This window comes from Allgaiera indica, assembly GCF_900106675.1.
GTDB classification, from domain to species: domain Bacteria; phylum Pseudomonadota; class Alphaproteobacteria; order Rhodobacterales; family Rhodobacteraceae; genus Acidimangrovimonas; species Acidimangrovimonas indica.
Map to the genome: position 1 here is coordinate 44,031 of NZ_FNOB01000021.1, position 21,538 is coordinate 65,568.

The 21,538-nt window shown below is 67.2% G+C and carries 16 protein-coding genes and 3 pseudogenes; 6 read left to right on the forward strand and 13 right to left on the reverse strand.

All coding sequences use genetic code 11. The features are described 5' to 3' along the window. Positions 1-12: 12 nt before the first annotated feature. The 7 genes and pseudogenes from nirD to BLV97_RS16290 all read right to left on the reverse strand — a co-directional run. Positions 13-330 (reverse strand): annotated as a pseudogene (nirD, locus tag BLV97_RS16260) (nitrite reductase small subunit NirD); the annotation flags it as partial. After that, a pseudogene (gene nirB, locus BLV97_RS16265) lies at positions 327-2,563 on the reverse strand (nitrite reductase large subunit NirB). The pseudogenes nirB and nirD, both read right to left, overlap by 4 nt. After that, on the reverse strand, positions 2,563-3,270 hold the full coding sequence (locus tag BLV97_RS21650) for an ABC transporter ATP-binding protein (RefSeq protein ID WP_092164153.1): 708 nt from the start codon (positions 3,268-3,270) through the stop codon (positions 2,563-2,565). Before BLV97_RS21650 ends, nirB begins: the two are co-directional and overlap by 1 nt. Positions 3,271-3,339: 69 nt before the next feature. Continuing rightward, a pseudogene (locus BLV97_RS16275) lies at positions 3,340-4,553 on the reverse strand (CmpA/NrtA family ABC transporter substrate-binding protein); the annotation flags it as partial. A gap of 201 nt (positions 4,554-4,754) precedes the next feature. Beyond that, entirely contained in the window at positions 4,755-5,735 is a 981-nt protein-coding gene (locus BLV97_RS16280) for an ABC transporter substrate-binding protein (protein ID WP_081824896.1), read from the reverse strand. Positions 5,736-6,005: 270 nt separating this feature from the next. After that, the gene (locus tag BLV97_RS16285) at positions 6,006-6,455 is read right to left on the reverse strand and encodes a hypothetical protein (RefSeq protein WP_035838306.1); all 450 of its coding nucleotides are present in this window, start codon (positions 6,453-6,455) and stop codon (positions 6,006-6,008) included. Positions 6,456-6,888: 433 nt separating this feature from the next. Further along, positions 6,889-8,136 carry a malonyl-CoA decarboxylase gene (locus BLV97_RS16290; protein ID WP_035838307.1) on the reverse strand — a complete coding sequence of 416 codons (1,248 nt, stop codon included), beginning with the start codon at positions 8,134-8,136 and terminating at the stop codon, positions 6,889-6,891. Positions 8,137-8,555: 419 nt separating this feature from the next. Between BLV97_RS16290 and BLV97_RS21655 the strand changes: the two genes are divergently transcribed. Together BLV97_RS21655 and BLV97_RS16300 are read left to right on the forward strand one after the other, a co-directional pair. Further along, on the forward strand, positions 8,556-9,311 hold the full coding sequence (locus BLV97_RS21655; protein ID WP_051645841.1) for a VPLPA-CTERM sorting domain-containing protein: 756 nt from the start codon (positions 8,556-8,558) through the stop codon (positions 9,309-9,311). Between the two features lie 306 nt (positions 9,312-9,617). After that, positions 9,618-10,784, forward strand: coding sequence for a M20 aminoacylase family protein (locus tag BLV97_RS16300; RefSeq protein ID WP_035838309.1), 1,167 nt, complete (start codon positions 9,618-9,620; stop codon positions 10,782-10,784). A gap of 262 nt (positions 10,785-11,046) precedes the next feature. Here the strand turns inward: BLV97_RS16300 and moaA are convergent, their stop codons facing one another. Further along, a complete protein-coding gene (gene moaA, locus BLV97_RS16305) occupies positions 11,047-12,051 on the reverse strand; it encodes a GTP 3',8-cyclase MoaA (protein ID WP_035838311.1) in 1,005 nt (334 codons plus the stop codon). A gap of 126 nt (positions 12,052-12,177) precedes the next feature. Here moaA and BLV97_RS16310 point away from each other — a divergent pair, with 126 nt between their 5' ends. Beyond that, positions 12,178-12,615, forward strand: a complete 438-nt coding sequence (locus BLV97_RS16310) for a hypothetical protein (protein WP_035838340.1) — start codon at positions 12,178-12,180, stop codon at positions 12,613-12,615. 201 nt (positions 12,616-12,816) lie between these two features. Here BLV97_RS16310 and BLV97_RS16315 read toward each other — a convergent pair whose 3' ends face one another. From BLV97_RS16315 to BLV97_RS16335, 5 genes are all read right to left on the reverse strand, one after another. Continuing rightward, positions 12,817-14,310, reverse strand: a complete 1,494-nt coding sequence (locus BLV97_RS16315) for a replicative DNA helicase (RefSeq protein WP_035838313.1) — start codon at positions 14,308-14,310, stop codon at positions 12,817-12,819. 301 nt (positions 14,311-14,611) lie between these two features. Next, positions 14,612-15,289, reverse strand: a complete 678-nt coding sequence (locus tag BLV97_RS16320) for an orotate phosphoribosyltransferase (RefSeq protein ID WP_035838315.1) — start codon at positions 15,287-15,289, stop codon at positions 14,612-14,614. A gap of 12 nt (positions 15,290-15,301) precedes the next feature. Further along, positions 15,302-16,366 (reverse strand): tetratricopeptide repeat protein, encoded by a 1,065-nt coding sequence (locus BLV97_RS16325; protein ID WP_035838317.1) that lies wholly within the window; start codon positions 16,364-16,366, stop codon positions 15,302-15,304. 2 nt (positions 16,367-16,368) lie between these two features. Beyond that, positions 16,369-17,406 carry a dihydroorotase gene (gene pyrC, locus BLV97_RS16330; protein ID WP_035838319.1) on the reverse strand — a complete coding sequence of 346 codons (1,038 nt, stop codon included), beginning with the start codon at positions 17,404-17,406 and terminating at the stop codon, positions 16,369-16,371. 61 nt (positions 17,407-17,467) lie between these two features. Beyond that, the gene (locus tag BLV97_RS16335; protein WP_035838321.1) at positions 17,468-17,920 is read right to left on the reverse strand and encodes an Lrp/AsnC family transcriptional regulator; all 453 of its coding nucleotides are present in this window, start codon (positions 17,918-17,920) and stop codon (positions 17,468-17,470) included. A gap of 135 nt (positions 17,921-18,055) precedes the next feature. On the opposite strand from BLV97_RS16335, the gene BLV97_RS16340 reads away from it, so the two are divergent. The 3 genes from BLV97_RS16340 (at position 18,056) to BLV97_RS16355 (ending at position 21,358) form a co-directional block, all read left to right on the forward strand. Further along, positions 18,056-19,102 carry a Glu/Leu/Phe/Val family dehydrogenase gene (locus tag BLV97_RS16340; protein WP_035838323.1) on the forward strand — a complete coding sequence of 349 codons (1,047 nt, stop codon included), beginning with the start codon at positions 18,056-18,058 and terminating at the stop codon, positions 19,100-19,102. Between the two features lie 145 nt (positions 19,103-19,247). Continuing rightward, positions 19,248-20,405: a ribonuclease D gene (gene rnd, locus BLV97_RS16345; protein WP_035838325.1), complete on the forward strand. Its 1,158-nt coding sequence runs from the start codon at positions 19,248-19,250 to the stop codon at positions 20,403-20,405. A gap of 686 nt (positions 20,406-21,091) precedes the next feature. Next, the gene (locus tag BLV97_RS16355) at positions 21,092-21,358 is read left to right on the forward strand and encodes an integrase arm-type DNA-binding domain-containing protein (RefSeq protein WP_051645842.1); all 267 of its coding nucleotides are present in this window, start codon (positions 21,092-21,094) and stop codon (positions 21,356-21,358) included. Positions 21,359-21,538: the final 180 nt, after the last annotated feature.

Genomic DNA, 21,538 nt, shown 5'->3' on the forward strand with positions numbered 1-21,538 from the left:
CCGCGCCGCAAAAGCCGCGCCGCGTCCAGCCAGATCCGCCCGCCGCCCGCCCTCTATCCGCGCGGCGAAGGTGGCGACAGCGCCTTCATCGGCGCCCTGGGCCAGCCCGGTTTCCAGATCGAAGACCCAATTGTGCAGCGGGCAGGTCACGCGCAGGCCATGCGCCAGCCCTTCGGACAATTGCCCGCCCTTGTGCGGGCAGCGATCGTCCAGCGCGAAGACCCGGTCATCCTGGGTGCGGAACACCGCGACGCAGCCCTGCGCCGTCTTCAGCACACGCGCGCCGCGACGCGGGATGTCGTCAAGCCCGCCGATGTCGATCCAGCTCATTCCGCGGCCTCCCGGGCCAGATCGGCCAGCGGCGCCCAGGCGCGGCGGGTGGCGGCATCGGTGCGCGCGGCCCAGGGATCCTTCTGATAGCCCGTCCGCAAAAGGTCGAACCCGGCCACCAGATCGGCGCGCCGGATGTCGTTCGAAAGCACCTCCTTCACCCAGTCTAGCCCCACATTGACCACCCATTTGTAGCGCCGGTCCAGATACTTGGCATGTTCGCGGTAAAGCTGGACGAAGGCCACGATCCATTCCACTGCCGCCTCCTCGGTCGCGATATCGGCGAGGCATTCGGTCGGCTTCACATCCATGCCCGCCGCCCCGGCGACGCCGATCTGATAGCCGCTGTCGACACAGACCACGCCGACATCCTTGCAGGTGGCCTCGGCACAGTTGCGCGGGCAGCCCGACACCCCCAGCTTCACCTTGTGCGGGGTCCAGGCCCCCCGCAGCCGCTTTTCCAGCTTGATCTCCAGGCCGGTCGAATCCTGCGTCCCGAACCGGCACCAATCCGATCCCACGCAGGTCTTCACCGTGCGCAGCCCCTTGGAATAGGCGTGTCCCGACACCATGCCGGCGGCATTCAGATCGGCCCGGATCTCGGGCAGGTCCTGCTTGGCGCTGCCCAGAAGGTCGATGCGCTGGCCGCCGGTGACCTTGACCGCGGCGCCGAATTTCTCGGCCGCGTCGGCAATGGCGCGCAGTTCGGCGGGGTTGGTCATGCCGCCCCGCATGCGCGGCATCACGCTATAGGTGCCGTCCTTCTGGAGATTGGCGTGGTTGCGTTCATTCACCCGCCGCGATTGCGGGTCGTCTCGGTAGTCCAGCGGCCAGTCGGCCAGCAGGTAGAAGTTCAGCGCCGGGCGGCAGACATGGCAGCCGCAGGAGGATTTCCAACCCAGTTCCTGCATCACCGCGGGCATGGATTTCAGCGCCCGCGCCTTGATCAGACGGCGCAGGTCCTCGTGCGTCAGATCGGTGCAGCCGCAGACCGGACGCGCGGCAGGCGCGGCGAAGGCGTCGCCCAGCGTGACCGCCAGAAGCTGCTCGACCAGGCCAGAGCAGGTGCCGCAGGACCCGCCGGCCTTGGTGCAGGCGCGCACCGCCTCCAGCGTTCCGGCCCCGCCCTGGATCGCGGCGACGATGCGGCGCTTGTTGACGCCGTTGCAGCCGCAGATCTCTGCCTCATCCGGCAAGGCTGCAACGGCCGCCATAGGGTCCGCCGGGGCGCCCCCCTGAAAGGCCGGGCCGAAGATCAGCGTCTCGCGCATGTCCGACAGGTCGGTGCCTGCGCGCATCAGCCCGAAGAACCAGTTGCCATCGGCGGTGTCGCCATTCATCACCGCGCCGACAAGACGGTCGTCTTGCAACACCAGCCGCTTGTAGATGCCACGCGCGGGGTCGCGAAAGACGATCTCTTCGCGGCCCTCTCCCTCCGCGAAATCGCCGGCGCTGAACAGATCGCAGCCGGTGACCTTCAGCTTGGTCGCGGTCTGGCGCGGCCGGAAGGCGGCGGGTTCGGCCAGCAGCACCTGCGCCGCCACCTACGCCTGATCGTAAAGCGGCGCGACCAGGCCGAATAGCTGGCCCTGATGTTCGGTGCATTCGCCCACCGCCAGGATATCGGGATCCGAGGTCACCATCCGATCCGACACGACGATGCCGCGCTCGACCTCCGGATGCGCATCGACCGCCAGGCGCGTCTCGGGGCGGATGCCCACCGCCATCACCAACAGATCGGCGGGATAGACGGTGCCGTCCTCCAGCAGTACCGCCTCGGCGCGCGCCTCGCCCAGGATCGCCTTGCTGGCGCCGCGGCCGCCTGCATTCGTTCCACATCGTCGAGGTTGCGGAAGCTGACCACGCCGGACAGATCGCGCCCGGCGACCGGAATGATGAACGGGGCCAAGCCGGTGGCAATGACAAGCTTGTCATAGGGTGTCGCCTGCCCACCCGCGATCACCCGCTTCGCCGCGCGATCGATCCGCGTCACCGGCGCGCCGAAGCGGCAGGTGATGTCATGCGCCTCATACCAGGCATCGTCATGGGTGACGATCCGGTCGTAGCTTTTGTCGCCGGCCAGCACGGGGCCAAACATGATGCGGTTGTAATTGCCCCGCGGCTTGGCGTTGAACAGGGTGATGTCGAAGGCGTCCGGCGCGGCCTCGGTCAGATGTTCCAGCACCCGACCCGAGGCCATGCCCGCCCCGATGACGACAAGTTTCTGGGCCATCATGCGGCCTCCTCTTTGCGCGCGCCCTTCCGCGCGTGGCGGTCGTGGTCGGCCAGGAAGCCGATCAACTCTTCGCGGTAGGCGTAGTAATCGGGATGCTGCAGCAGCGCCTTGCGCGAACGCGGGCGCGGGCGCGGCAGGTCGACCTTCATGCTGTTTCCGATCGTGGCGCGCGGGCCGTTGGTCATCATCACCACCCGGTCGGCCAGCAGGATCGCCTCGTCCACGTCATGGGTGACACAGACGGTGGTGACGCGAGTGCGCGACCAGACCACCATCAGCACATCCTGCAATTCCCAGCGCGTCAGGCTGTCGAGCATCCCGAAGGGTTCATCCAGCAACAAAAGCTTCGGCGACAGCGCGAAGGCGCGCGCGATCCCCATCCTTTGCTGCATACCCATCGACATCTGCGCGGCGGGACGGTCCATCGCGTCAGACAGGCCGACGCGTTCCAGGTAGTATTCCACCACGTCCTGGCGCTCGGCCCGGGTGGCGTCGGGATAGACCCGCTCTACCCCCACGGCGCGTTCGGGATCGGCGCCGGACACTTCGAAGCCGTCCAGCTTGATGCCGCCCTTCCGCCCTTCGACACCGCGTTCAGCCCCGCCGTCATGGTCAGCACGGTGGATTTGCCGCGGCCGGACGGCAAGGCCCACATTGCCCTGCACCGTAAGCCACGGCATCAGCGAATAGGACTGGAACACCATCCCGCGCTCGGGGCCCGGCAAGCCGACGCTGATCAACCTGCTGGCGGGCCTTGCCCGGGCCGACCGGGGCGCCGCGCCGTCCTGGATCAGGCTTTTCGCGGCCTTCAGGTAGATCTTCGGCTTGTAGACCGACTTGGCGACATCGACATACCAGCTGTCGGGATGGGCGTGGGCGATCTGGCCCCAGCGGCGCATCTGGGTCAGGTACCAGATCGCGTCGGAATAGAACGGATAGGTCGCCCATGCCGGAAGAAGACGTTGAAATCCAGCATCTTGCGGGTGTCGCCCTTCTCGTACTCAAACGTGCCCATCATCGAATTGGCGATCACATGGGCATCAGTACCGACATATTGCGGCTCGGCCAGGATCTTCACCGCTTCGGCACGGTTCCTGCCGTGATCCGCGTCCAGCCACATGCCCGCGCGGATCAGCGCCTTGGTCAGGGCAATCGTGGTGTTGGGGTATTTCCTGGCGAAGGCGGCGGTGACGCCGAACACCTGTTCGGGGTTGTTCTTCCAGATCTCGTAGGATGTCACCACCGGCATGCCGATGCCCTTGGCCACCGCCGCCTCGTTCCACGGCTCGCCCACGCAATAGCCGTAGATCGTGCCGGATTCGCACGTCGCCGGCATCTGCGGCGGCGGGGTGACCGACAGCAGCGCCTGGGCGTCGATCGTGCCGCTGGAATCGGTGGGACTGTAGAAGGCCGGGTCGATCCCCGCCGCCGCCAGCCAGTAGCGCGGCTGGTAATTGTACGACGAGACCGGGAACACCATGCCCATGTTGAACGGCTTGCCCTGATCGCGATATTTCTGAACCACCGGCTTCAGCACGGCGGCCGAGATCGGATGCAGCGGCCTGCCGTCCGGCCCCTTGGCAAGATCGGGCAGCATCTGCTTCCAGAAGCCGTTCGACACGGTGATCGCATTGCCGCTCAGATCCATCGAACAGGGCGAGACGATATGCGCCTTGGTGCCATAGCCCAGCGTCGCCGCCTGCGGCTGCCCGGCCAGCATCTGCGCCCCGCCCAATTTGCCCGAGATCACCCGGTCCAGCAGCGCCTTCCAGTTCGCCTGAGCCTCGAGCGTGACGTTCAACCCCTCGTCCTCGAAGAAATGCCTTTCCTTGGCGATCGCCAGCGGCGCCATGTCGGTGAGCTTGATGAAGCCCAGCTTCAGCTGGGGCTTCTCGACGTTCAGCATGTCGGCTAATAAGGCCGGGCCGGCCAGCAGCGCGGCAGCAACGAAAGAGGGCACAACCGCCCCGGAAAGGGGCGGTTTCATCTGGGATGCGTCCTGTCCAAGGCCCGACGGCATGGGCCGGAAATGACAAAAAAGCCGCGCAACCTGCCCTGCCGGATCTGGCAGAGGGGTCGAACGGCTTTGTTCGGCTACCCGCGGCTTTGTGGGTGGATGTCGGGAACGGGACGCCATTGCCCCGGACATGCCCCTGTGACAACCAAGGCGGGTATGGCTGTCAACGCGTCAGGCGGGTTGGCAGGCCGGAGGGCGCCGCATTGCGGCAGCGGGGCCCGGGAATGCCCGTTTTGGCATCATTCCGGACTGTCCGGGTCGAAAACATAGCCATCGAAAAAACGATCGGGGCGCAGAATCCGCGTCCCTGCGAGCGCCAGGGATAGCCCTCCGGCGCATCTCTCCGCGCGGAGAGATCACCAGCCGCCCCGACAGCGACCGCTCGATCACCTCGGCGGGCAGGTCCAGATATCCGGGGCGCGACAGGATCGCGGAGACGGTGACATGGTTCTCGGGCCGCGCGACCCAGCGCCCGGCCCGCCAGGCGGCGCGCATCAGACGCCGGGCCAGATCGGGTTCCGCCTCGGTCCAGTCGTGGCGCGCGGCCAGCACCTTTTCGGGGGCGAAGGCGCGGATCGCGGTGCCAGGCAGCAGCAATTTCCCCACCCCCTGCTCAACCGCGATGGAACCCCAGGGCGCGCCGATGCAGAAGGCGTCGATCTCGTCCGCGGCCAGGCCGCGCGCCTTCATCAGCGGCGGCCCTTTGGCGCGGTCGATCACCTTGTGTCCCTCGAGCGCACGCTTGGTGGTTTCCAACTCCACCCGCAGGCGCTGGAACATGTGGAACCGCGCGATCGCCGCGTCGAGGATCGGCTTGATGCGGTCGGCGCGCAGCCCGTCCACCCCATAGGCCGACACCCCGGCCTCTACCGCCGCCTTGGTCAGCCCATCGTCGGATCGGTCCACGAACATCGCCACCGGTCGTTCCAGCGGGCCGGACGCCAGTTCCAATTCCTCGAGCATGTCGCGCGAGGGGCTGGTGATGTCGACCAACACCACATCCGGATCATGGCGAGAGATATGGCGCGCCAGGCCGGTGACCTCGGCGAGCACCGAGATGTCGAATTCGCCCACCTCGCGCCGGCGGTCGACGATCAGCAGCGCCCGCGTGCGATCGGCCTCGACGACGACGATGGAAAGACGGTTCGGCATGATCCCCGGCGATCTGGACTCGGGCAGACGACAAACCGATCCGGGCCGCCCCATGGACGGCGTCGCCACGGCGCCGGCCCGGTCAGAGGCTTTCGCCCCGATCGCGCCGAAAGCTTGGGCGCCGCGCCCGTTTCTTCAGCAAGGAAAAGCTGCCGTCCCACGGCCGGCCGGCGGCGCGGGGTGCAAGCCCCGAAGTACAAGACCCGCCGGCATATCGGCCGGCGGGCCCAAGACGATCACGCGCCGCGATCGGCGGCGTTCGCGCAGGGGTCAGTGGTTCTGGCTGCCCAGGCCGCCACCGATACCGGCCGACAGCCCGCCCGACACCGACCCCGCAAGGCCGACCGGCTCACTTGCCGAGGTGGCGCTTTGGTTCGGGTGGCTGCTTTGGTTCAGGCCAAGGGGCACCCGCAGCGCATGATAGGGCACGACCGTCATCGAGGCGTCGGCCACATAGCTGTCCGGCGCGGCCTTCACCGCCACCACCGGCGGCGTCGCATCGTCGGAATCGGTCTTGTAAAGCACCTTTTCGCCAACCCCCGGCCTGGCGACCGCGTGGCCGCGCAGGCTGTAGCTTTCGCCGTTGATCGCGACGGTGGCGCGGTCGCGGTTGATCGCGGTCACCGTGCCGGTCTGGAAAGCATCTGCCATCGCCATCGGCGCGGCGGCGCTCAAGGCAATCGCGGCGATGGCTGCGATCTTCGTGAGACGGGTCTTCATTGTCGTTTCCTTTCGCAACTTGACCGGCCACCGGCGGGTGGGCCGCACCGCGGGTCCCGCGCAACCCCGCCGCGCGGCACCGGCCAAGGCATGACCGACACCGGCGTGGCGATTGCGCGAAGACACCCCGCGGACCAGGCCGACAGGGCGGCTGACGCGCCGATCAAACTTTGGCCAGGTCGAAGGCCTGACCGGATGCCCTGAAAGAGGCCGGGGCCCCTCCGGGGCCCGCCGTCTCGGCATCCGCGAGACCAACGCCGCGCCATCCGCCGGGTTCCGCAAAAAAACCTATATTTCACAGCCGTTTGAAGTAGCTGAACCGAGGCTGAACGCGCGCGCCCGAACCCCGCCGCGCGGCAGGTCTGGCCGGCGACGGCGCCCACCCCCAAGCGACCCCCTTCAGGGCCCCGGCCAGGCCCGGATCAGGTCCGGATCAGGCCACAGTCAGGTCCGCCGCTTTCGACAGCGTGCGGATCTCGGACGAGGCGGCAATTGTACGGGAGGTGATGAAGCGCTCGTGGTTCTGGGCGATGCGCGGCAGCGCGTAAAGGTAGTTCACCATCACGCCGCCCGATTGCGCCCGGCCGTTTCCGGACAGATCGGCGCGGGCATGGACCTGATGCACCTGTGCGCCATTGCCCAGATGGAACCGCGCCACCGGATCCAGCGGCAACCCGTCCTCGCGCTTTGCCTCCAGCAGATAGCGCGCCGCCAGCCGGCGCAGCGCGATATCGTCCTCGGGGTCGACCGCAAGGCCCTGGTCGCCGATCCAGCGCATCAGCCCCGGGATCGGCGACAGCGTGACGAAGGTCGTCAATCCCGGCAATTCGCGCGCCAGATCGGCCGCCACCTGCTTGATCAGCGAATTGCCGAACGAGATCCCCGCCAGCCCCGACTGGCAGTTCGAGATCGAATAGAACACCGCCGTGTCGGCCTCATGCGCGGCCAGCGGGGCGCGGTCCTCGGCCAGCAGCGCCTGGACCGAGCCGGGGACCTTCCGCGTCAGCGCCACCTCGACAAAGATCAGCGGCTCGTCCGGCATGGCGGGGTGGAAGAAGGCGAAACAGCGCCGGTCGCCCGGCTCCAGCCGGCGGCGCAGGTCTTCCCAGCTGTCGATCGCATGAACTGCCTCATACTGGATGATCTTCTCCAGGATATGGGCGGGGCTTTCCCAGTTGATCGGGCGCAGCACCAGAAAGCCGCGGTTGAACCACGAGGCGAAGAGATGCTGGAAATCCAGGTCCAGCGCGCGAAGTTCGGGATCCTTGCGGCCCAGACGCAGCAGATCCGCGCGCATCTTGACCAGCGCGCCGGTGCCGCCCGGCGCGCGGTTCAGCCGGCGGATTAGTTCTTGCCGCGGCGGTTCGGACGCGGCCATCAGCGCGCCATAGCTGTCGCGATTCTGCCCGGCTTCATAGGCGTCGAGCGCGGCCCGAAGCGCGGCGGTGTCGACGCCCAGATCGGTCGCCAGATGACGGTAGAAGTCCAGCTTCTGATCATCGCCCAGCGTCGCGTGAAGATCCAGGATCTGGCGCGCGGTGCTCTGACCGGTCACCTCGCCGGTGCGGTCCAGAAGATCGGCGCACATCTCGCGCAGCGTGCGCCCGTCACCCGGCACCGCGGACCAGGGCATCAGCCGCCGCTCGAAGACGGTGGAAAGCAGATCAGCCAGCAGGCTCATGTCGCGTGTCGCTCCGTGTTCGGGGCCCCGAGGCGGGCCCGCGTCGCTTTACCTAGGGCGGCGGCGCGCGCCGCACAGCGCCCGCCCCGCCTGCCGACGATGGCAGGCATCACGAACAGGTCAAGCCCCGCCGTGGGGGCGTCGCATATTGCCGCGCGTGCCCTTCGCCCCGTGCACCGATCCCGCATTGCCCCGTCAGGCCGGCCCGGAGGAAGCGCCGCACGAGGGCGATCCGGGCCGCATGCTTGCCGCAAACGCGCCCTATTTCCGCCCGAATTGGTGTTGCGGCGATCACAATTAGTGCTAAAGTGATCACATATTAGTGATAGAGTGCTTGTTCTGAATTCACGTTTTTCCAGCTGCGCGCACGGAGATTTCTCCACGCGGCACATGACTTCGGATATTGTTTGGAGGATTCCATGCTTAGAAAATGCAAATTTTTGGCTGTCGTCGCCTTCGCGGTCGGCTTTGCCGGTGCGGCGAACGCGACGATCGCGACGGTTTATGACGGCATCGCGGCCGGCCGGGCCTCTTTCGACAGCACGGTGACGGGCGCCGGCGGGATCGTCAGCTCCGACACCTGGACCGGCCTTGGCGGCGGCACCTCGATCAACCGCGGGGCCTATACGATCACCAACAACGACGGCGGCAGCCTCGGGGCGACGACCTACGGCACGATGTCGGGTCAGGTGATCGGCATCAACCCCACCGGCGGCGGCAGCAACCCGCGCACCAACCCGATGGATTATTTCAACAGCGGAATGACGCTGACCTTCGCCAGCGCGGTCAATGCGGTCGGCTTCGAAGTGGGGGATTGGGCGACCTGCTGCTTCAGTCCGGTGACCGAATTGTTCATCTCCTTCGACGGCGGCACACCGATCAAGGTGGCAAGCGCGAGCACTTCTTCGCAGGGGCGTTTCCCGTCGCAAAGCAACCCGGGGTCGAACGTCTATGAGATCTTCGTCGCCGCTTTCGACGATACCGGCTCTTTCACCAAGGTGTCGTTCTGGGGCAACGGGAACGGCGAATATCTCGTGGCTGGCGGGCAGGTGCGATATGCGCTGCTGAAGCAGGGGTCGCTGTCGCCGACGGCGCCGGTGCCGCTGCCGGCCGCGGGATGGGCGTTGATCGCCGGGATCGGCGGGCTTTTCGCGCTGCGTCGCCGCAAGGCCTGACTGCTTCAGGCGCCAGGCCCGGCCACGCGGACGTGGCCGGGCCGCCGAACAGATCACATGCGATCGAAGGGGACCGCCCGCAAGGCCGGTCCCCTTGTCTTATGGCCGGGGCCGTTTCGACCGGCTCCGGTCGGCCAGGCCGCGCCGGGTGCATCAGCAGGGGCGGCGGGGGCTTGCGGCCCCGGTCGTTTCGCGCCACGATCCCCGCCGCCGGGCGGCCCGAAACCCGCCCTCAGACGAAATCATCGACCGATGCGTTGGATCCGCCCCGCACCCGCGCGTGGACGGCCCTCAAGGGAGCAAACCATGCCAGTCAAGAACCGTTTCGCCGAACTGCTGCCCGAGATCACCGCCTGGCGGCGCGACCTGCACGAAAACCCGGAACTCTTGTTCGACACCCATCGCACCTCGGCGCTGGTGGCGGATCGGCTGCGCGAATTCGGCTGCGACGAGGTGGTCGAGGGCATCGGCCGCACCGGCGTCGTCGGCGTGATCAAGGGCAAGACCGACAAGGCCGGCCGCGTCGTGGGCCTGCGCGCCGACATGGACGCGCTGCCGATCAAAGAGGCGACCGGCCTGCCCTATGCCTCGAAGGTGCCGGGCAAGATGCATGCCTGCGGCCATGACGGGCATACGGCGATGCTGCTGGGGGCCGCGAAATACCTGGCCGAGACGCGCAATTTCGACGGCACCGCGGTGGTGATCTTCCAGCCCGCCGAAGAAGGCGGCGGCGGCGGAGACGAGATGGTGCGCGACGGCATGATGGACCGTTTCGGCATCCAGGAAGTCTATGGGATGCACAACATGCCGGGCATTCCGGTCGGCAAATTCGCGATCCGCCCGGGCCCGATGATGGCGGCCGCCGACCAGTTCGAGGCGGTGATCACCGGCAAGGGCGGCCATGCAGCAAAGCCGCACGACTGCATCGACACCACGCTGGTGGCCTCGCATATCGTGGTGGCGCTGCAATCGATCGCCAGCCGCAACGTAGATCCGCTGAAACAGGTGGTGGTTTCTGTCTGCAGCTTCCGCACCGAAAGCGAGGCCTTCAACGTCATACCCCAGACCGTGACCCTGCGCGCCACCGTCCGCACGCTAGACCCCAAGGTTCAGGATTTCGTCGAGGAGCGCATCAAGCAGATCGTCACCGGCACCGCCCAGACCTTCGGCGCCACCGCGCAGATCGAATACCGGCGCGGCTATCCGGTGACCATGAACGCCGAGGAGAACACCGAGTTCGCGCTGCAGGCGGCGCAATCGGTGGCCGGCAATGTCGATACCTCGATCAATCCGATGATGGGGGCCGAGGATTTCAGCTTCATGCTGAACGCGCGGCCCGGCGCCTATATCTTCCTGGGCAACGGCGATACCGCGATGGTGCACCATCCGGCCTATAATTTCGACGACAACGCGATCCCCTTCGGGTCAAGCTGGTACGCCGAAATGGTCGAAAGCCGGATGCCCGCGGCCTGAGGCCGGCGGGCGCATCGGCCCCGAACCCCGCCCTCTTTCGCCCGGTGCGCGCCGAAGGCGCAGGGCGCGCGCCTGCCCGTCGCCACGGGCCGGCGCCTTGCAACCTTCGATCACGCGTGCGCCAGGGGGATGCTGAACAATAGATGGCGACGCTTCGCCGCCGGGCGGCGCCCCCCACGGGCAGGCGCGCGCCCTGTTTGCGCCGCCGTTGGCCTTGCCCGGTTTCTGCGCCGCCATGGCGGGGCTGCGCCGTTCGGCCCTTTCAGCCGCCGGTATGGCTCATGTGGCGGGTGACCTGGCCCGCGACCTGCTGGCGCGAATAGTCGAAATCGTGGCCCTTGGGCTTCTTCGCGATGGCGGCGCGGATCGCGTCCTCCAGCGCCGCATCGTCGTCGCTGGCGCGCAACGGCGCGCGCAGATCGGCGCGGTCTTCCTGGCCCAGACACATGTAAAGCTCGCCCGTGCAAGTCAGGCGCACGCGGTTGCAGCTTTCGCAGAAATTGTGGCTGAGCGGCGTGATGAAGCCGATCTTCTGGCCGGTCTCTTCCAGGCGCACATATCGGGCCGGACCGCCGCTGCGCTCGGCCAGATCGGTCAGGCTGTAGCGTTCGGCCAGGCGGGCGCGCAGATCCTTCAGCGACCAGTACTGGTCGATCCGGTCCTCCTCGCCCATGTCGCCCATCGGCATGACCTCGATGAAGGTCAGATCATGGCCCTGATCGGCGCACCATTCGACGATCGGGAACAGCTCGTCCTCGTTCACGCCCTTCAGCGCGACCACGTTGATCTTGACCCGCAGCCCCGCGTCCCGCGCCGCCGCGATTCCCTCTTGCACCTGCGCCAGGCGGCCCCAGCGGGTGATGCGGGCGAATTTCGCGTCGTCCAGCGTGTCGAGCGAGACATTGACGCGCCGCACGCCGCAGGCCGCCAGATCGGCGGCGAAACGCTTTAGCTGCGATCCGTTGGTCGTCAGCGTCAACTCCTTCAGCGCGCCGGTTTCGAGATGCCGCGCCATCGCCTCGAAGAAGGTCATGATGCCGCGCCGGACCAGCGGCTCTCCGCCGGTGATGCGCAGCTTCTCGACGCCGAGGCCGACGAAGGCGCTGCACAGGCGGTCCAACTCCTCCAGCGTCAGCAATTCCTTCTTGGGCAGGAATTGCATGTGTTCGGTCATGCAATAGGTGCAGCGGAAATCGCAACGGTCCGTCACCGAGACACGCAGGTAAGAGATCGCACGGGCGAATGGGTCTATAAGCGGGGCTGTCATGCCCCGGAACCTAGTGCGGGGCGGTCGGGCGGACAAGATCGAATGAACCGGCAAGGCACCGCCGAGGGCGATTGTCCCCGCCCGGGCGCGCAAGTAGGCTTGGGCGGGCAACCGGATGGAGGCAACATGCGTATCTATATCGTCTTGACCTGCGCGGCGGCGCTGGCGGGCTGCACCGCCCTGCCCCGGCACGAGGCCGCGCCGGCGCGGATCGTGCGCGGTCCGCTGGGGCCCGCCGCCGCGGCCGCCCCGGCGGCGCTGGACCACAGCACTCAGGCACAGCGGCAGGCGGCACTGGCGGCCGGGCCGTCGGGCGCGATGCACCGGCTGGGCGAAAGCGTCGCAAGCCTGGGCGATCCGGCCCGGCCGGGCTTCTGGCTGCGCACGCCGCTGGTGAAGGCCCCGCGGAAGGGCCGCGTGGCGCTGGGCGGCAAATCTCTGAAGGTGGACTTGCTGCCCGGCAACGGACCCGGCACCAGCGGCAGCCAGTTGTCGCTGGCCGCGTATCGCGCGCTGGGGCTGAATTTGACCGCCCTGCCCAAGATCACCGTTTACGCACGCTAGGCCGCGCCCAGGATCCAACCTGTACCGGGTCCGAACCGGCGCGGGGGGCCACCCCGCCGCCATCATCGCCCGGGCCGATGGCGCTCCGACGGCGACTCCCGCGGAGTATTTTCGCCAAGATGAAGGGCCATGCCGGCTTGCCGTGCTGCCGGCGGGCGGCCTCGCCGGCCGGCGGGAATGCCCCGCCGCGCCGGCGCTTGGTCAGAACGCGTCGTGGTCGGCGCCCTGCTGGTAAGACTTGACGAGATTGCCGAAGCGGGTGAAGCGGCCCTCGAAGCTAAGCTCGACCGAACCGATCGGCCCGTGGCGTTGCTTGCCGATGATCACTTCGGCCTTGCCATGCACCTTCTCCATGATCTCCTGCCATTTCGCCATGGCTTCCAGGTCGTGATCGCCGGGCTTTTCGCGTTCCTTGTAATATTCCTCGCGGAACACGAACATCACCACATCGGCGTCCTGCTCGATCGAGCCGGATTCGCGCAGGTCCGACAGCTGCGGCCGCTTGTCGTCGCGGCTTTCGACCTGACGCGACAACTGCGACAGCGCGATCACCGGGATGTTCAGCTCCTTGGCGATCGCCTTCAGGCCCTGGGTGATCTCGCTGACCTCGTTGACGCGGCTGTCCTTGGCGGACGCCGCCTTCAGAAGCTGCAGATAGTCGACCATCACCACATCCAGCCCATGGGTGCGTTTCAGCCGCCGGCAGCGGGCGGCGACCTGGCTGATCGGCAAGGCCGGCGTGTCGTCGATATAGAGCGGGCAGTTCTCGAGCGATTTCGCGGCCTCCACGAAGCGGCGGAACTCGCCCTCGGTCATGTCGCCGCGGCGGATCTGTTCCGAGGGCACCTCGGAGGCCTCCGACAGGATCCGCGCCGCCAGCTGTTCGGCCGACATCTCGAGCGAGAAGAACCCCACGACGCCGCCAGAGACCGCCCCTTCGGCCCCGTCCGGGCGCTGCCCGCGCTTGTAGGCCTTGGCGATGTTGAAGGCGATGTTGGTGGCCAGCGAGGTCTTGCCCATCGACGGCCGCCCGGCCAGGATCAGCAGGTCGGACGGATGCAGGCCGCCCAGCTTGCGGTCCAGATCCACCAGGCCGGTCGAGATCCCCGCCAGCCCGCCGTCGCGCTGATAGGCGGCGTTGGCGACGTTCACCGCATCGGTCACCGCCTTGAGGAAGGATTGGAAACCGCGTTCGGCCACGCCCTGTTCGCCCAGCTTGTAAAGCCGCTGCTCGGCCTCGACGATCTGCTCCTTGGGCTCGTTCGCGACATCGACCTTGGCGGCCTTTTGGGAAATCTCGCGCCCCAGTTCGATCAGTTCGCGCCGCACCGCCAGGTCGTAGATCATCTGCCCGTAGTCGCGCGCCGCATGGGCCGAGATCGCCGCCCCCGCAAGCCGCGCAAGGTAAGCCGGGCCGCCGACTTCCTTGAGGCCCTCGTCATCCTCCAGAAAGGCCTTCAACGTGACCGGAGAGGCCAGCGCGTTCTTCTGGATCCGCGCCGCCGACAGCTCAAAGATGCGCCGGTGCAGCGGGTCGTAGAAATGCTCGGCCTTCACCACCGAGGCAATCCGGTCGAAGACGTCGTTATTGGTCAGGATCGCGCCGAGAAGTTGCTGCTCGGCCTCGATGTTGTGCGGTGCAACCTGCTGGTCCGCCGCCTCCGCAGGAGCACGGCTTACACTCATCTCGTTCATTCTTGTCCTCTCGCCCGGCCAAGCCGGCCCGGACTTCATCTTGTTGCTCGCCCCGCCCAATGCGGTCGGATACGCGATTAACCGAGTCGTGGAAAGAAGGCACAACTCTTGGGAAAACCCTGTGGGCAGTTTCGCGCCGCCCGCCTGATATGGTTGGGACGAAATGAAAGCCTACCACATCTGGCAGGGACGCGCATCCTTCAGGTGACGGAAAGGTGATTCCTGCGCGGATTTGTCCACCGCTGATCCACATCACGCTCCACAGAAATTTTCGTGTAGGCGGCCCGGCGCCTGCGCACGATCAGCCCTTGCGGGCATCCTGCCAGGCGCGGGGCCGGGTCAGGAAGGCCTCTACCTCGCGCAGGGTCGCGGTGTCGAAGGCCTCTTGCGCGCGCGCCTCTTGCAGCACGTCCCACCAACTGCACAGATGATGCAGCTGCACGCCATGATCGCCCAGCGTCTTCACCGTCTCGGGGAAGATCCCGTAGTAGAAGATCACCGCCGTATGGCCGCAACTGGCGCCGGTGTCGCGGATCGCGTCGACGAAGCTCAGCTTCGATCCGCCGTCGGTGGTCAGATCCTCGACCAAGAGCACGCGCTGGCCCTCGGTCATGACGCCCTCGATGCGGGCGTTGCGGCCGTAACCTTTCGGCTTCTTGCGCACATAGGTCATCGGCAGGCCAAGACGTTCGGCCATCATGGCGGCGAAGGGAATGCCCGCGGTCTCTCCTCCGGCGATGTTGTCGAAGGCCTCGAACCCGGCCTCGCGCAGCACCGTGCAGGCCAGGAAATCCATCAGCGTGGACCGGATGCGCGGATACGAGATCAGCTTGCGGCAGTCGATATAGGTCGGCGACGGCAGGCCCGAGGCCAGGGTGAAGGGCTTATCCGCGTTGAAATGGACGGCCTTGATCTCCAGCAGCATGCGGGCGGTCAGGCGGGCGATTTCCTCCTTGGGCGGATAGGCGGCGGGCAGCATGGGCGGACTCCTTCAGGCGGGACGGGAAAGGACGACAAGGTCGGCGCCGCCGGCGGCAAGATCCAGCGTGAAGCCGGCGGCGAAAAGCGCGGTCAGATGGGCGGTCAGCGCGGGCGCGGAAAGCCCCGGCGCGGGTTCCAGGATCAGCCGGATGACCGAGGCGGGGATCTCGGGCGCCGCCTCGGTCAGCCGGGTGATGAGGATGGAGGCCCCCTGCCCTTCGGTCAGCGCCCCAGTCAGCGCCCCGGCCAGCCCATTGGCCGCGAGGTTGCGTATGGCAAGCGCTGCAAGCGGGGCGTCGGGATCCGAGGCACTCACCGTGGCGCCGGGGGCGGCGGCGGCAAGCATCAGCGCCAGCGCGCCCGGCCCGGCGGCGGCGTCGTGGATCGCGGCCCCGTCTGCCAGCCCAGCCAGGGCGGCGGCGCGGGCGCCCGCGCGGTGCTGGCCGCGCAGGATCTCCAGCAGCGGCCCCGGCCCCAGCAGATCGAGTGGCAGTTCCAGCGTCAGCATCCCCAGCGTCACCGGCGCGCCGCTCAGCGCCGCGCGCAGGCCACGCACCCAGGGCGGCTGAATCGGGTCGGCCTCCAGCCCGCGGTCCAGCTCCGCCAGCGCCGCGGCGGCATCGCCGGTTTCCAGCAACAGCCGCGCATTGTGGCTGGCGAAGGCGCCCGATTGCGGAAAGGCACGGGCGGCCGCGGCCATCACCGGCAGCGCCGCGCCGGGGCCGGCAAGACGTTCCAGCGCATCGGCCTGGGTAAGATATTCACCGGGCCGCTTGCGCGCGCCCTCGCGCCAGCCTTTCAGCAGATCCAATGCCTGATCGTCCAGGCCCCGCGCCGCAAGACCCTCGGCCAGCGACAAGGGCAGCGGCAGCGCCGCCTGCACCGCATGGGCGGAATGGTAAAGCACCAGCGCCTCGTCCAGACGGCCGGCTTCGACCAGCCAGTCGAGCGCCGGCCCCATGCAGCCCGCCGGAAGGTTGGTCAGCGCATATCCCGGCAGGTCGATCAGCGCCTCGGCCAACTCGGCCGTGCGGCCTTCGACGATCAGCGGCACCACATGGTCATGCAGCGCCATGGTCAGGCGACCCGCCAGTGCAGCGCATAGCCCGGATCGAACAGCGTCACCGGCCCCGCACCGGTCAGGATCTTCGCGGGATAGGTGACGGGATCGCCTTTCACCAGGGTGATCCGCGCCTCGTTCGGGGGCAGGCCGTAGAAAGCCCGGCCATTGAGCGAGGTGAAGGTTTCAAGCCGGTCCAGCGCTTCGTCCTGCTCGAACACCTCGGCCAGGATCGACAGCGTGTTGGTCGCGGTGAAGCAGCCGGCGCAGCCGCAGGCATGTTCCTTCAGCGCGTCGATATGGGGGGCGCTGTCAGTGCCCAGGAAGAATCGCCCCGGCCCCGAGGTGGCAGCGGCGCGCAGCGCCAGGCGATGTTCCTCGCGCTTGGCGACGGGCAGGCAGTAGTAGTGCGGCTTGATCCCGCCCACCAAGATATGGTTGCGGTTGATCACCAGGTGATGGGTGGTGATCGTGGCGCCCAGATCCTCGCCGCCCGCGCGGACATAATCGACCCCATCCCGCGTGGTGATATGCTCCATCACCACCCGCAGGCCCGGGGTCGCGCGGCGGATCGGATCCAGCATCTTGTCGATGAACACTGCCTCGCGGTCGAAGATGTCGACCTCTGGTGTCGTCACCTCGCCGTGGACGCACAGCGGCAGGCCGACTTCGGCCATCGCCTCAAGCACCGCGCGCACGCGGTCGAAATCGCGCACGCCCGAGGCGGAATTGGTGGTGGCCCCCGCGGGGTAAAGCTTCACCGCCTGCACCAGCCCCGAGGCGGCCGCGGCGATCACGTCGTTGGGATCGGTATCCTCGGTCAGGTAAAGCGTCATCAGCGGGGTGAAATCCATGCCCTCGGGCAGCGCCGCAAGAATGCGTTCGCGATAGGCGGCGGCCTGGGCGGCGGTCACCACCGGCGGCACCAGGTTGGGCATGACGATGGCACGGGCGAAATGGCGCGCGGTTTCGGGCAGCACGCCTTCCAGCATGGCGCCGTCGCGCAGATGCAGGTGCCAGTCGTCGGGGCGGCGGATGGTGAGGCTCTGGGTCATGGCTTCGCCATAGAGGATCGCCGGGCCAAGATCCAGTGGGCGCGCGCGCCGCGCGGGCTGATCAGGCCGGATAGGCGACGCGCTGAAGGATCGTGCGCAGCGCAAAGTTCGAACGCAGGTTGCGGATCCCCTTCACCTGCATCAGCTTTTCCTCCAGGAACCGGTCGAAGGCCGTCAGATCCGCCGCCGCCACCCGCAACAGCACGTCGCGCGAGCCGGTCATCAGATGGCATTCCATCACCTCCTCGAATCCCCGGATCGCGCGTTCGAACGCCACGATCGCGGCGCGGTCCTGGCGGTCCAGTTCGACCGAGACGAAGATCGACACCGGCAGGCCCAGCTTGGCCGGATCCACCCGCGCGCCGTAGCCGGTGATGACCCCTTCCCGTTCCAGCCGGTCGACGCGCCGCGCGCAGGGCGTCGGCGACAGGCCGACCCGTTCGGCCAGCTCGGTCGTGGTGATCCGCCCCGACGTCTGCAACACGGCGATGATTCTGCGATCTATCACGTCCATGGTGGAATCCTCTACTTCCTGCTTGATAATCGACCAAATCCGCCAAGTATTCCACCCATTACATGGCTTTTTGGCGAAAATCCGCGCGGCGGCAATGGCATCTTGGGAACAGGAAATCGGCCCAGGGAGGCGAGCATGAAGATCACCGAAGTCACGATCACCAGCCATGAGAAGGTGCTGCGCGTGGAAGAACCGGCGCTGGGGCTGACCGGCTTCATCGCGGTACATTCGACGGCGCTGGGGCCGGCGGCGGGGGGGCTGCGGATGCGGCCCTACGCGGATGAGGCCGCGGCGCTGACCGACGCGTTGCGCCTGTCGCGCGGGATGACCTACAAGAACGCCGCCGCGGGCCTGCCGCTGGGTGGCGGCAAGGCGGTGATCCTGGGCGATCCCGCCACCAAGACCCCGCAGATGCTGGAAGCCTTCGGCCGCGCGATCGACACCCTCGAAGGCCGCTACTGGACTGCCGAGGACATGGGGATGAGCCCCGCCGACATGGCCCATGTGGCGGCGGGCACGGCCTATGTCGCCGGCCTGCCCGACGGCGAATTCGCCAGCGGCGACCCCTCTCCCATCACCGCGCGGGGGATCTTCAACGCCATCAGGGTGACCGCGCGCCATCGCCTGGGCACCGATGACCTGTCGGGCCGGCGGGTGGCGCTGCAGGGTCTGGGCCATGTCGGCGCCTATCTGGCGCAAATGCTGCACGAGGCCGGCGCCCGGCTGGTGGTTACCGACATGGATCCCGCGCGGGTCGCGCAGGCGGTGGCCGATTTCGGCGCCGAGGCGGTGCCCCCCGAGGCGATCCTGGCCGTCGAGGCCGACATCCTGGCCCCCTGCGCCGTGGGCGCGGTGCTGAACGAAAGCACGATCCCCGCGCTGCGGGTCGCGGCGGTCGCGGGCGGCGCCAACAACCAGCTTGCCACCCCCGAGGACGCGGCCCGGCTGCAGGCGCGCGGCATCCTCTACGCCCCGGATTTCGTCGCCAATGCCGGCGGCATCATCAATGTCGCGACCGAGATCCTGCGCATCGCGGATCGTGAAACCTTCGTGGCCGAGAAGCTTGCCGCCGCCGAAGCCACGCTGGAGCGCATCCTCGCCAGCGCCGCCCGCTCGGGCCGCAGCCCCGCCGATCTGGCCGAGGAAATCGTTGACGGGCTGCTGGCGCGCCGCGCCGCCTGACGGCGCCCCACCCCCCACACGGCGGGCTGGAAAGGACGCGCTTCGCGTTTCCGGCCCTGCCGTGCGGTCTTCCCTTTCCGGCCCGCGCCTCCTATAGCGGATCAGCGGGATGACCCCGTGGCCAAACCCTCAGCCCGGACAAGGCATGAAGACCCTGACAACCACCGAAGAGCTGGCGCAGTTCTGCGACGCCGCCAAACAAGCGCCCTATGTCACGCTTGATACCGAATTCCTGCGCGAACGCAGCTACTGGTCGAAGCTCTGCCTGATCCAGATGGCCCTGCCCGAAGACCACGGCGGCGAGGCCGTGCTGGTCGATCCGCTGGTCGATGGGCTGTCGCTAGAGCCGCTTTACGATCTGTTCCGCCACCAGCCGACCGTGAAGGTGTTTCATGCCGCGCGCCAGGATCTGGAAATCTTCTTCGTCGAAGGCGGCGTGTTTCCCGATCCGCTGTTCGACACCCAGATCGCGGCAATGGTCTGCGGCTTCGGCGAACAGGTCGGCTATGAGACCCTGGTGCGCAAGATCGCGCGCCAATCGCTCGACAAGACCTCGCGCTTCACCGATTGGTCGCGCCGCCCGCTGAGTGAGGCGCAAAAGACCTATGCGCTGGCCGACGTGACCCATCTGCGGGTGATCTACGAACATCTCGCCGCCGAGATCGCCAAGTCCGGCCGCGGCAAATGGGTGGCCGAGGAACTGGCCGTCCTGACCGATCCCGCCACCTATGTCACCCGGCCGGAAGAGGCCTGGAAACGGATCAAGACCCGCACCCATTCGCCGAAATTCCTGGGCCTGGTGAAAGAACTCGCCCGGTTTCGCGAGGATTACGCGCAGTCGCGCAACATCCCGCGCGCCCGGGTGATGAAGGATGACGCGCTGCTTGAACTGGCCTCGACCAAGCCGGCCACGATCGAGGATCTGGGCCGCTCGCGCCTGCTGTTGCGCGAAGCCCGGCGCGGCGACATCGCGGACGGGATCCTGGCGGCGGTGAAGGCGGGGCTGGCGCTGCCGCCCGAAGAGCTTCCGAAAATCGACAAGCCCTCGACGCAGCTTCAGGTCAACCCGGCGCTTGCCGATCTGCTTCGCGTGCTGCTCAAGGCGAAGGCCGACTCGGCCGGCGTCGCGCCCAAGCTGATCGCCACCGCGTCCGATCTCGACCAGATCGCCGCCGGCCAACGTGACCTTCCGGCGCTGCACGGCTGGCGCGCCGAGGTCTTCGGCGACGACGCGCTGCGGCTATGCGACGGCAAGATCGCCCTGGGCGCCAAGGGCAACCATGTCCGCGTGGTAAAGCTTTAGGGCGCGAACGGCATTGGTGATGCGACCGCCCCCCCGACCGCATCGACATGCCAGGGTGGGGCTGCGAGGCCCCACCAGCCAGAGCGGTCATGCCGACTTGGGGCTGCGCCCCGAGGCGCGACCCGGCGCTTGCCAAGCGAGCAATTCACCTTCTTGAAGCCTGACGAGAGAGGGCAAGGCCTTCCGTCTCTCGCTCGATCTCAGGGAGTTCCTCAAGCATCTTGCCAAGGTCCTCTCGCGTCGCACTTCTCACCGACACAGCCACGAATTCATCCGTTCCGCACCGCGTACAGGCGAAAGGCGTTACGTGGATGTAGTGCCCGGGTCCGACGATCTGGACCAGGTCCGGGGCGAGAAAGTTCACCATCCTGCGGCAGCGGTGGCAGCGCAGTGTGACAATCTGGCTGGGCTTCGCCGCGTCCGCCAAGGTCCGGCACTCGTCCTCCTGCACCAAACCTACACGAGAACATTAGAAGAACAAGCGCACCGTTGCCGCGGACGAGGCGTCGCCCTAATCTCAGCGCATGTGCAATCTGTACAGCAATACGACTGCCCGGCAGTCGATCATCGACATCGCCCACGCTATGACCAGGGCGCCGGAGGTCGGCAACCTCGCGCCGGCTGAAATCTATCCGGATTACACGGTACCGATCGTCCGCAACGGACCAGAGAGTCGTTAGCGTGCGATGGTGCGTCGGGGGCTGCCCAAGCCCGCCTTCGCCCTCAAGGGAAAGAAGACGGACAGCGGCGTGACCTACCTGCACAACACCAGCTCACGAAAGGGCGCGAAGACGTTCGCCCTTTCCACCCGTGGTCACGACGGGCGAAAGCTGAACCTCAAACTGGGCGACTATCCAGCCATCGGGCTGAAAATGGCCCATGAAGTCGCACAGACGCACTTGCAGGCGATTGCACAGGCGAAAGAACCGCGCCGTCCGTCGAAGGGAAATTGACACGAGTGCGAAGATCTGGACGAAAAAGGTCAAAACGAACAAGAAACCGGGTTCGGGCGGCTATGGCCGGCGTAGAACGGTCACGGTGAGCTACCCCCCGAAATTCGGACACTGACATAAGCTACGATTTGCAGTCTGCTGATCTTCGACGAGAAGGAGATCAGAGATGTCGAAACGCAA

What these genes read in the sequence shown, in the direction of transcription:
- BLV97_RS21650 (WP_092164153.1), bottom strand. Translation starts at nt 3,270, where the DNA reads ATGGTGTTCCAGTCCTATTCGCTGATGCCGTGGCTTACGGTGCAGGGC.
- BLV97_RS16280 (WP_081824896.1), bottom strand. Translation starts at nt 5,735, where the DNA reads ATGCCGAACCGTCTTTCCATCGTCGTCGTCGAGGCCGATCGCACGCGG.
- BLV97_RS16285 (WP_035838306.1), bottom strand. Translation starts at nt 6,455, where the DNA reads ATGAAGACCCGTCTCACGAAGATCGCAGCCATCGCCGCGATTGCCTTG.
- BLV97_RS16290 (WP_035838307.1), bottom strand. Translation starts at nt 8,136, where the DNA reads ATGAGCCTGCTGGCTGATCTGCTTTCCACCGTCTTCGAGCGGCGGCTG.
- BLV97_RS21655 (WP_051645841.1), top strand. Translation starts at nt 8,556, where the DNA reads ATGCTTAGAAAATGCAAATTTTTGGCTGTCGTCGCCTTCGCGGTCGGC.
- BLV97_RS16300 (WP_035838309.1), top strand. Translation starts at nt 9,618, where the DNA reads ATGCCAGTCAAGAACCGTTTCGCCGAACTGCTGCCCGAGATCACCGCC.
- moaA (WP_035838311.1), bottom strand. Translation starts at nt 12,051, where the DNA reads ATGACAGCCCCGCTTATAGACCCATTCGCCCGTGCGATCTCTTACCTG.
- BLV97_RS16310 (WP_035838340.1), top strand. Translation starts at nt 12,178, where the DNA reads ATGCGTATCTATATCGTCTTGACCTGCGCGGCGGCGCTGGCGGGCTGC.
- BLV97_RS16315 (WP_035838313.1), bottom strand. Translation starts at nt 14,310, where the DNA reads ATGAACGAGATGAGTGTAAGCCGTGCTCCTGCGGAGGCGGCGGACCAG.
- BLV97_RS16320 (WP_035838315.1), bottom strand. Translation starts at nt 15,289, where the DNA reads ATGCTGCCCGCCGCCTATCCGCCCAAGGAGGAAATCGCCCGCCTGACC.
- BLV97_RS16325 (WP_035838317.1), bottom strand. Translation starts at nt 16,366, where the DNA reads ATGGCGCTGCATGACCATGTGGTGCCGCTGATCGTCGAAGGCCGCACG.
- pyrC (WP_035838319.1), bottom strand. Translation starts at nt 17,406, where the DNA reads ATGACCCAGAGCCTCACCATCCGCCGCCCCGACGACTGGCACCTGCAT.
- BLV97_RS16335 (WP_035838321.1), bottom strand. Translation starts at nt 17,920, where the DNA reads ATGGACGTGATAGATCGCAGAATCATCGCCGTGTTGCAGACGTCGGGG.
- BLV97_RS16340 (WP_035838323.1), top strand. Translation starts at nt 18,056, where the DNA reads ATGAAGATCACCGAAGTCACGATCACCAGCCATGAGAAGGTGCTGCGC.
- rnd (WP_035838325.1), top strand. Translation starts at nt 19,248, where the DNA reads ATGAAGACCCTGACAACCACCGAAGAGCTGGCGCAGTTCTGCGACGCC.
- BLV97_RS16355 (WP_051645842.1), top strand. Translation starts at nt 21,092, where the DNA reads ATGGTGCGTCGGGGGCTGCCCAAGCCCGCCTTCGCCCTCAAGGGAAAG.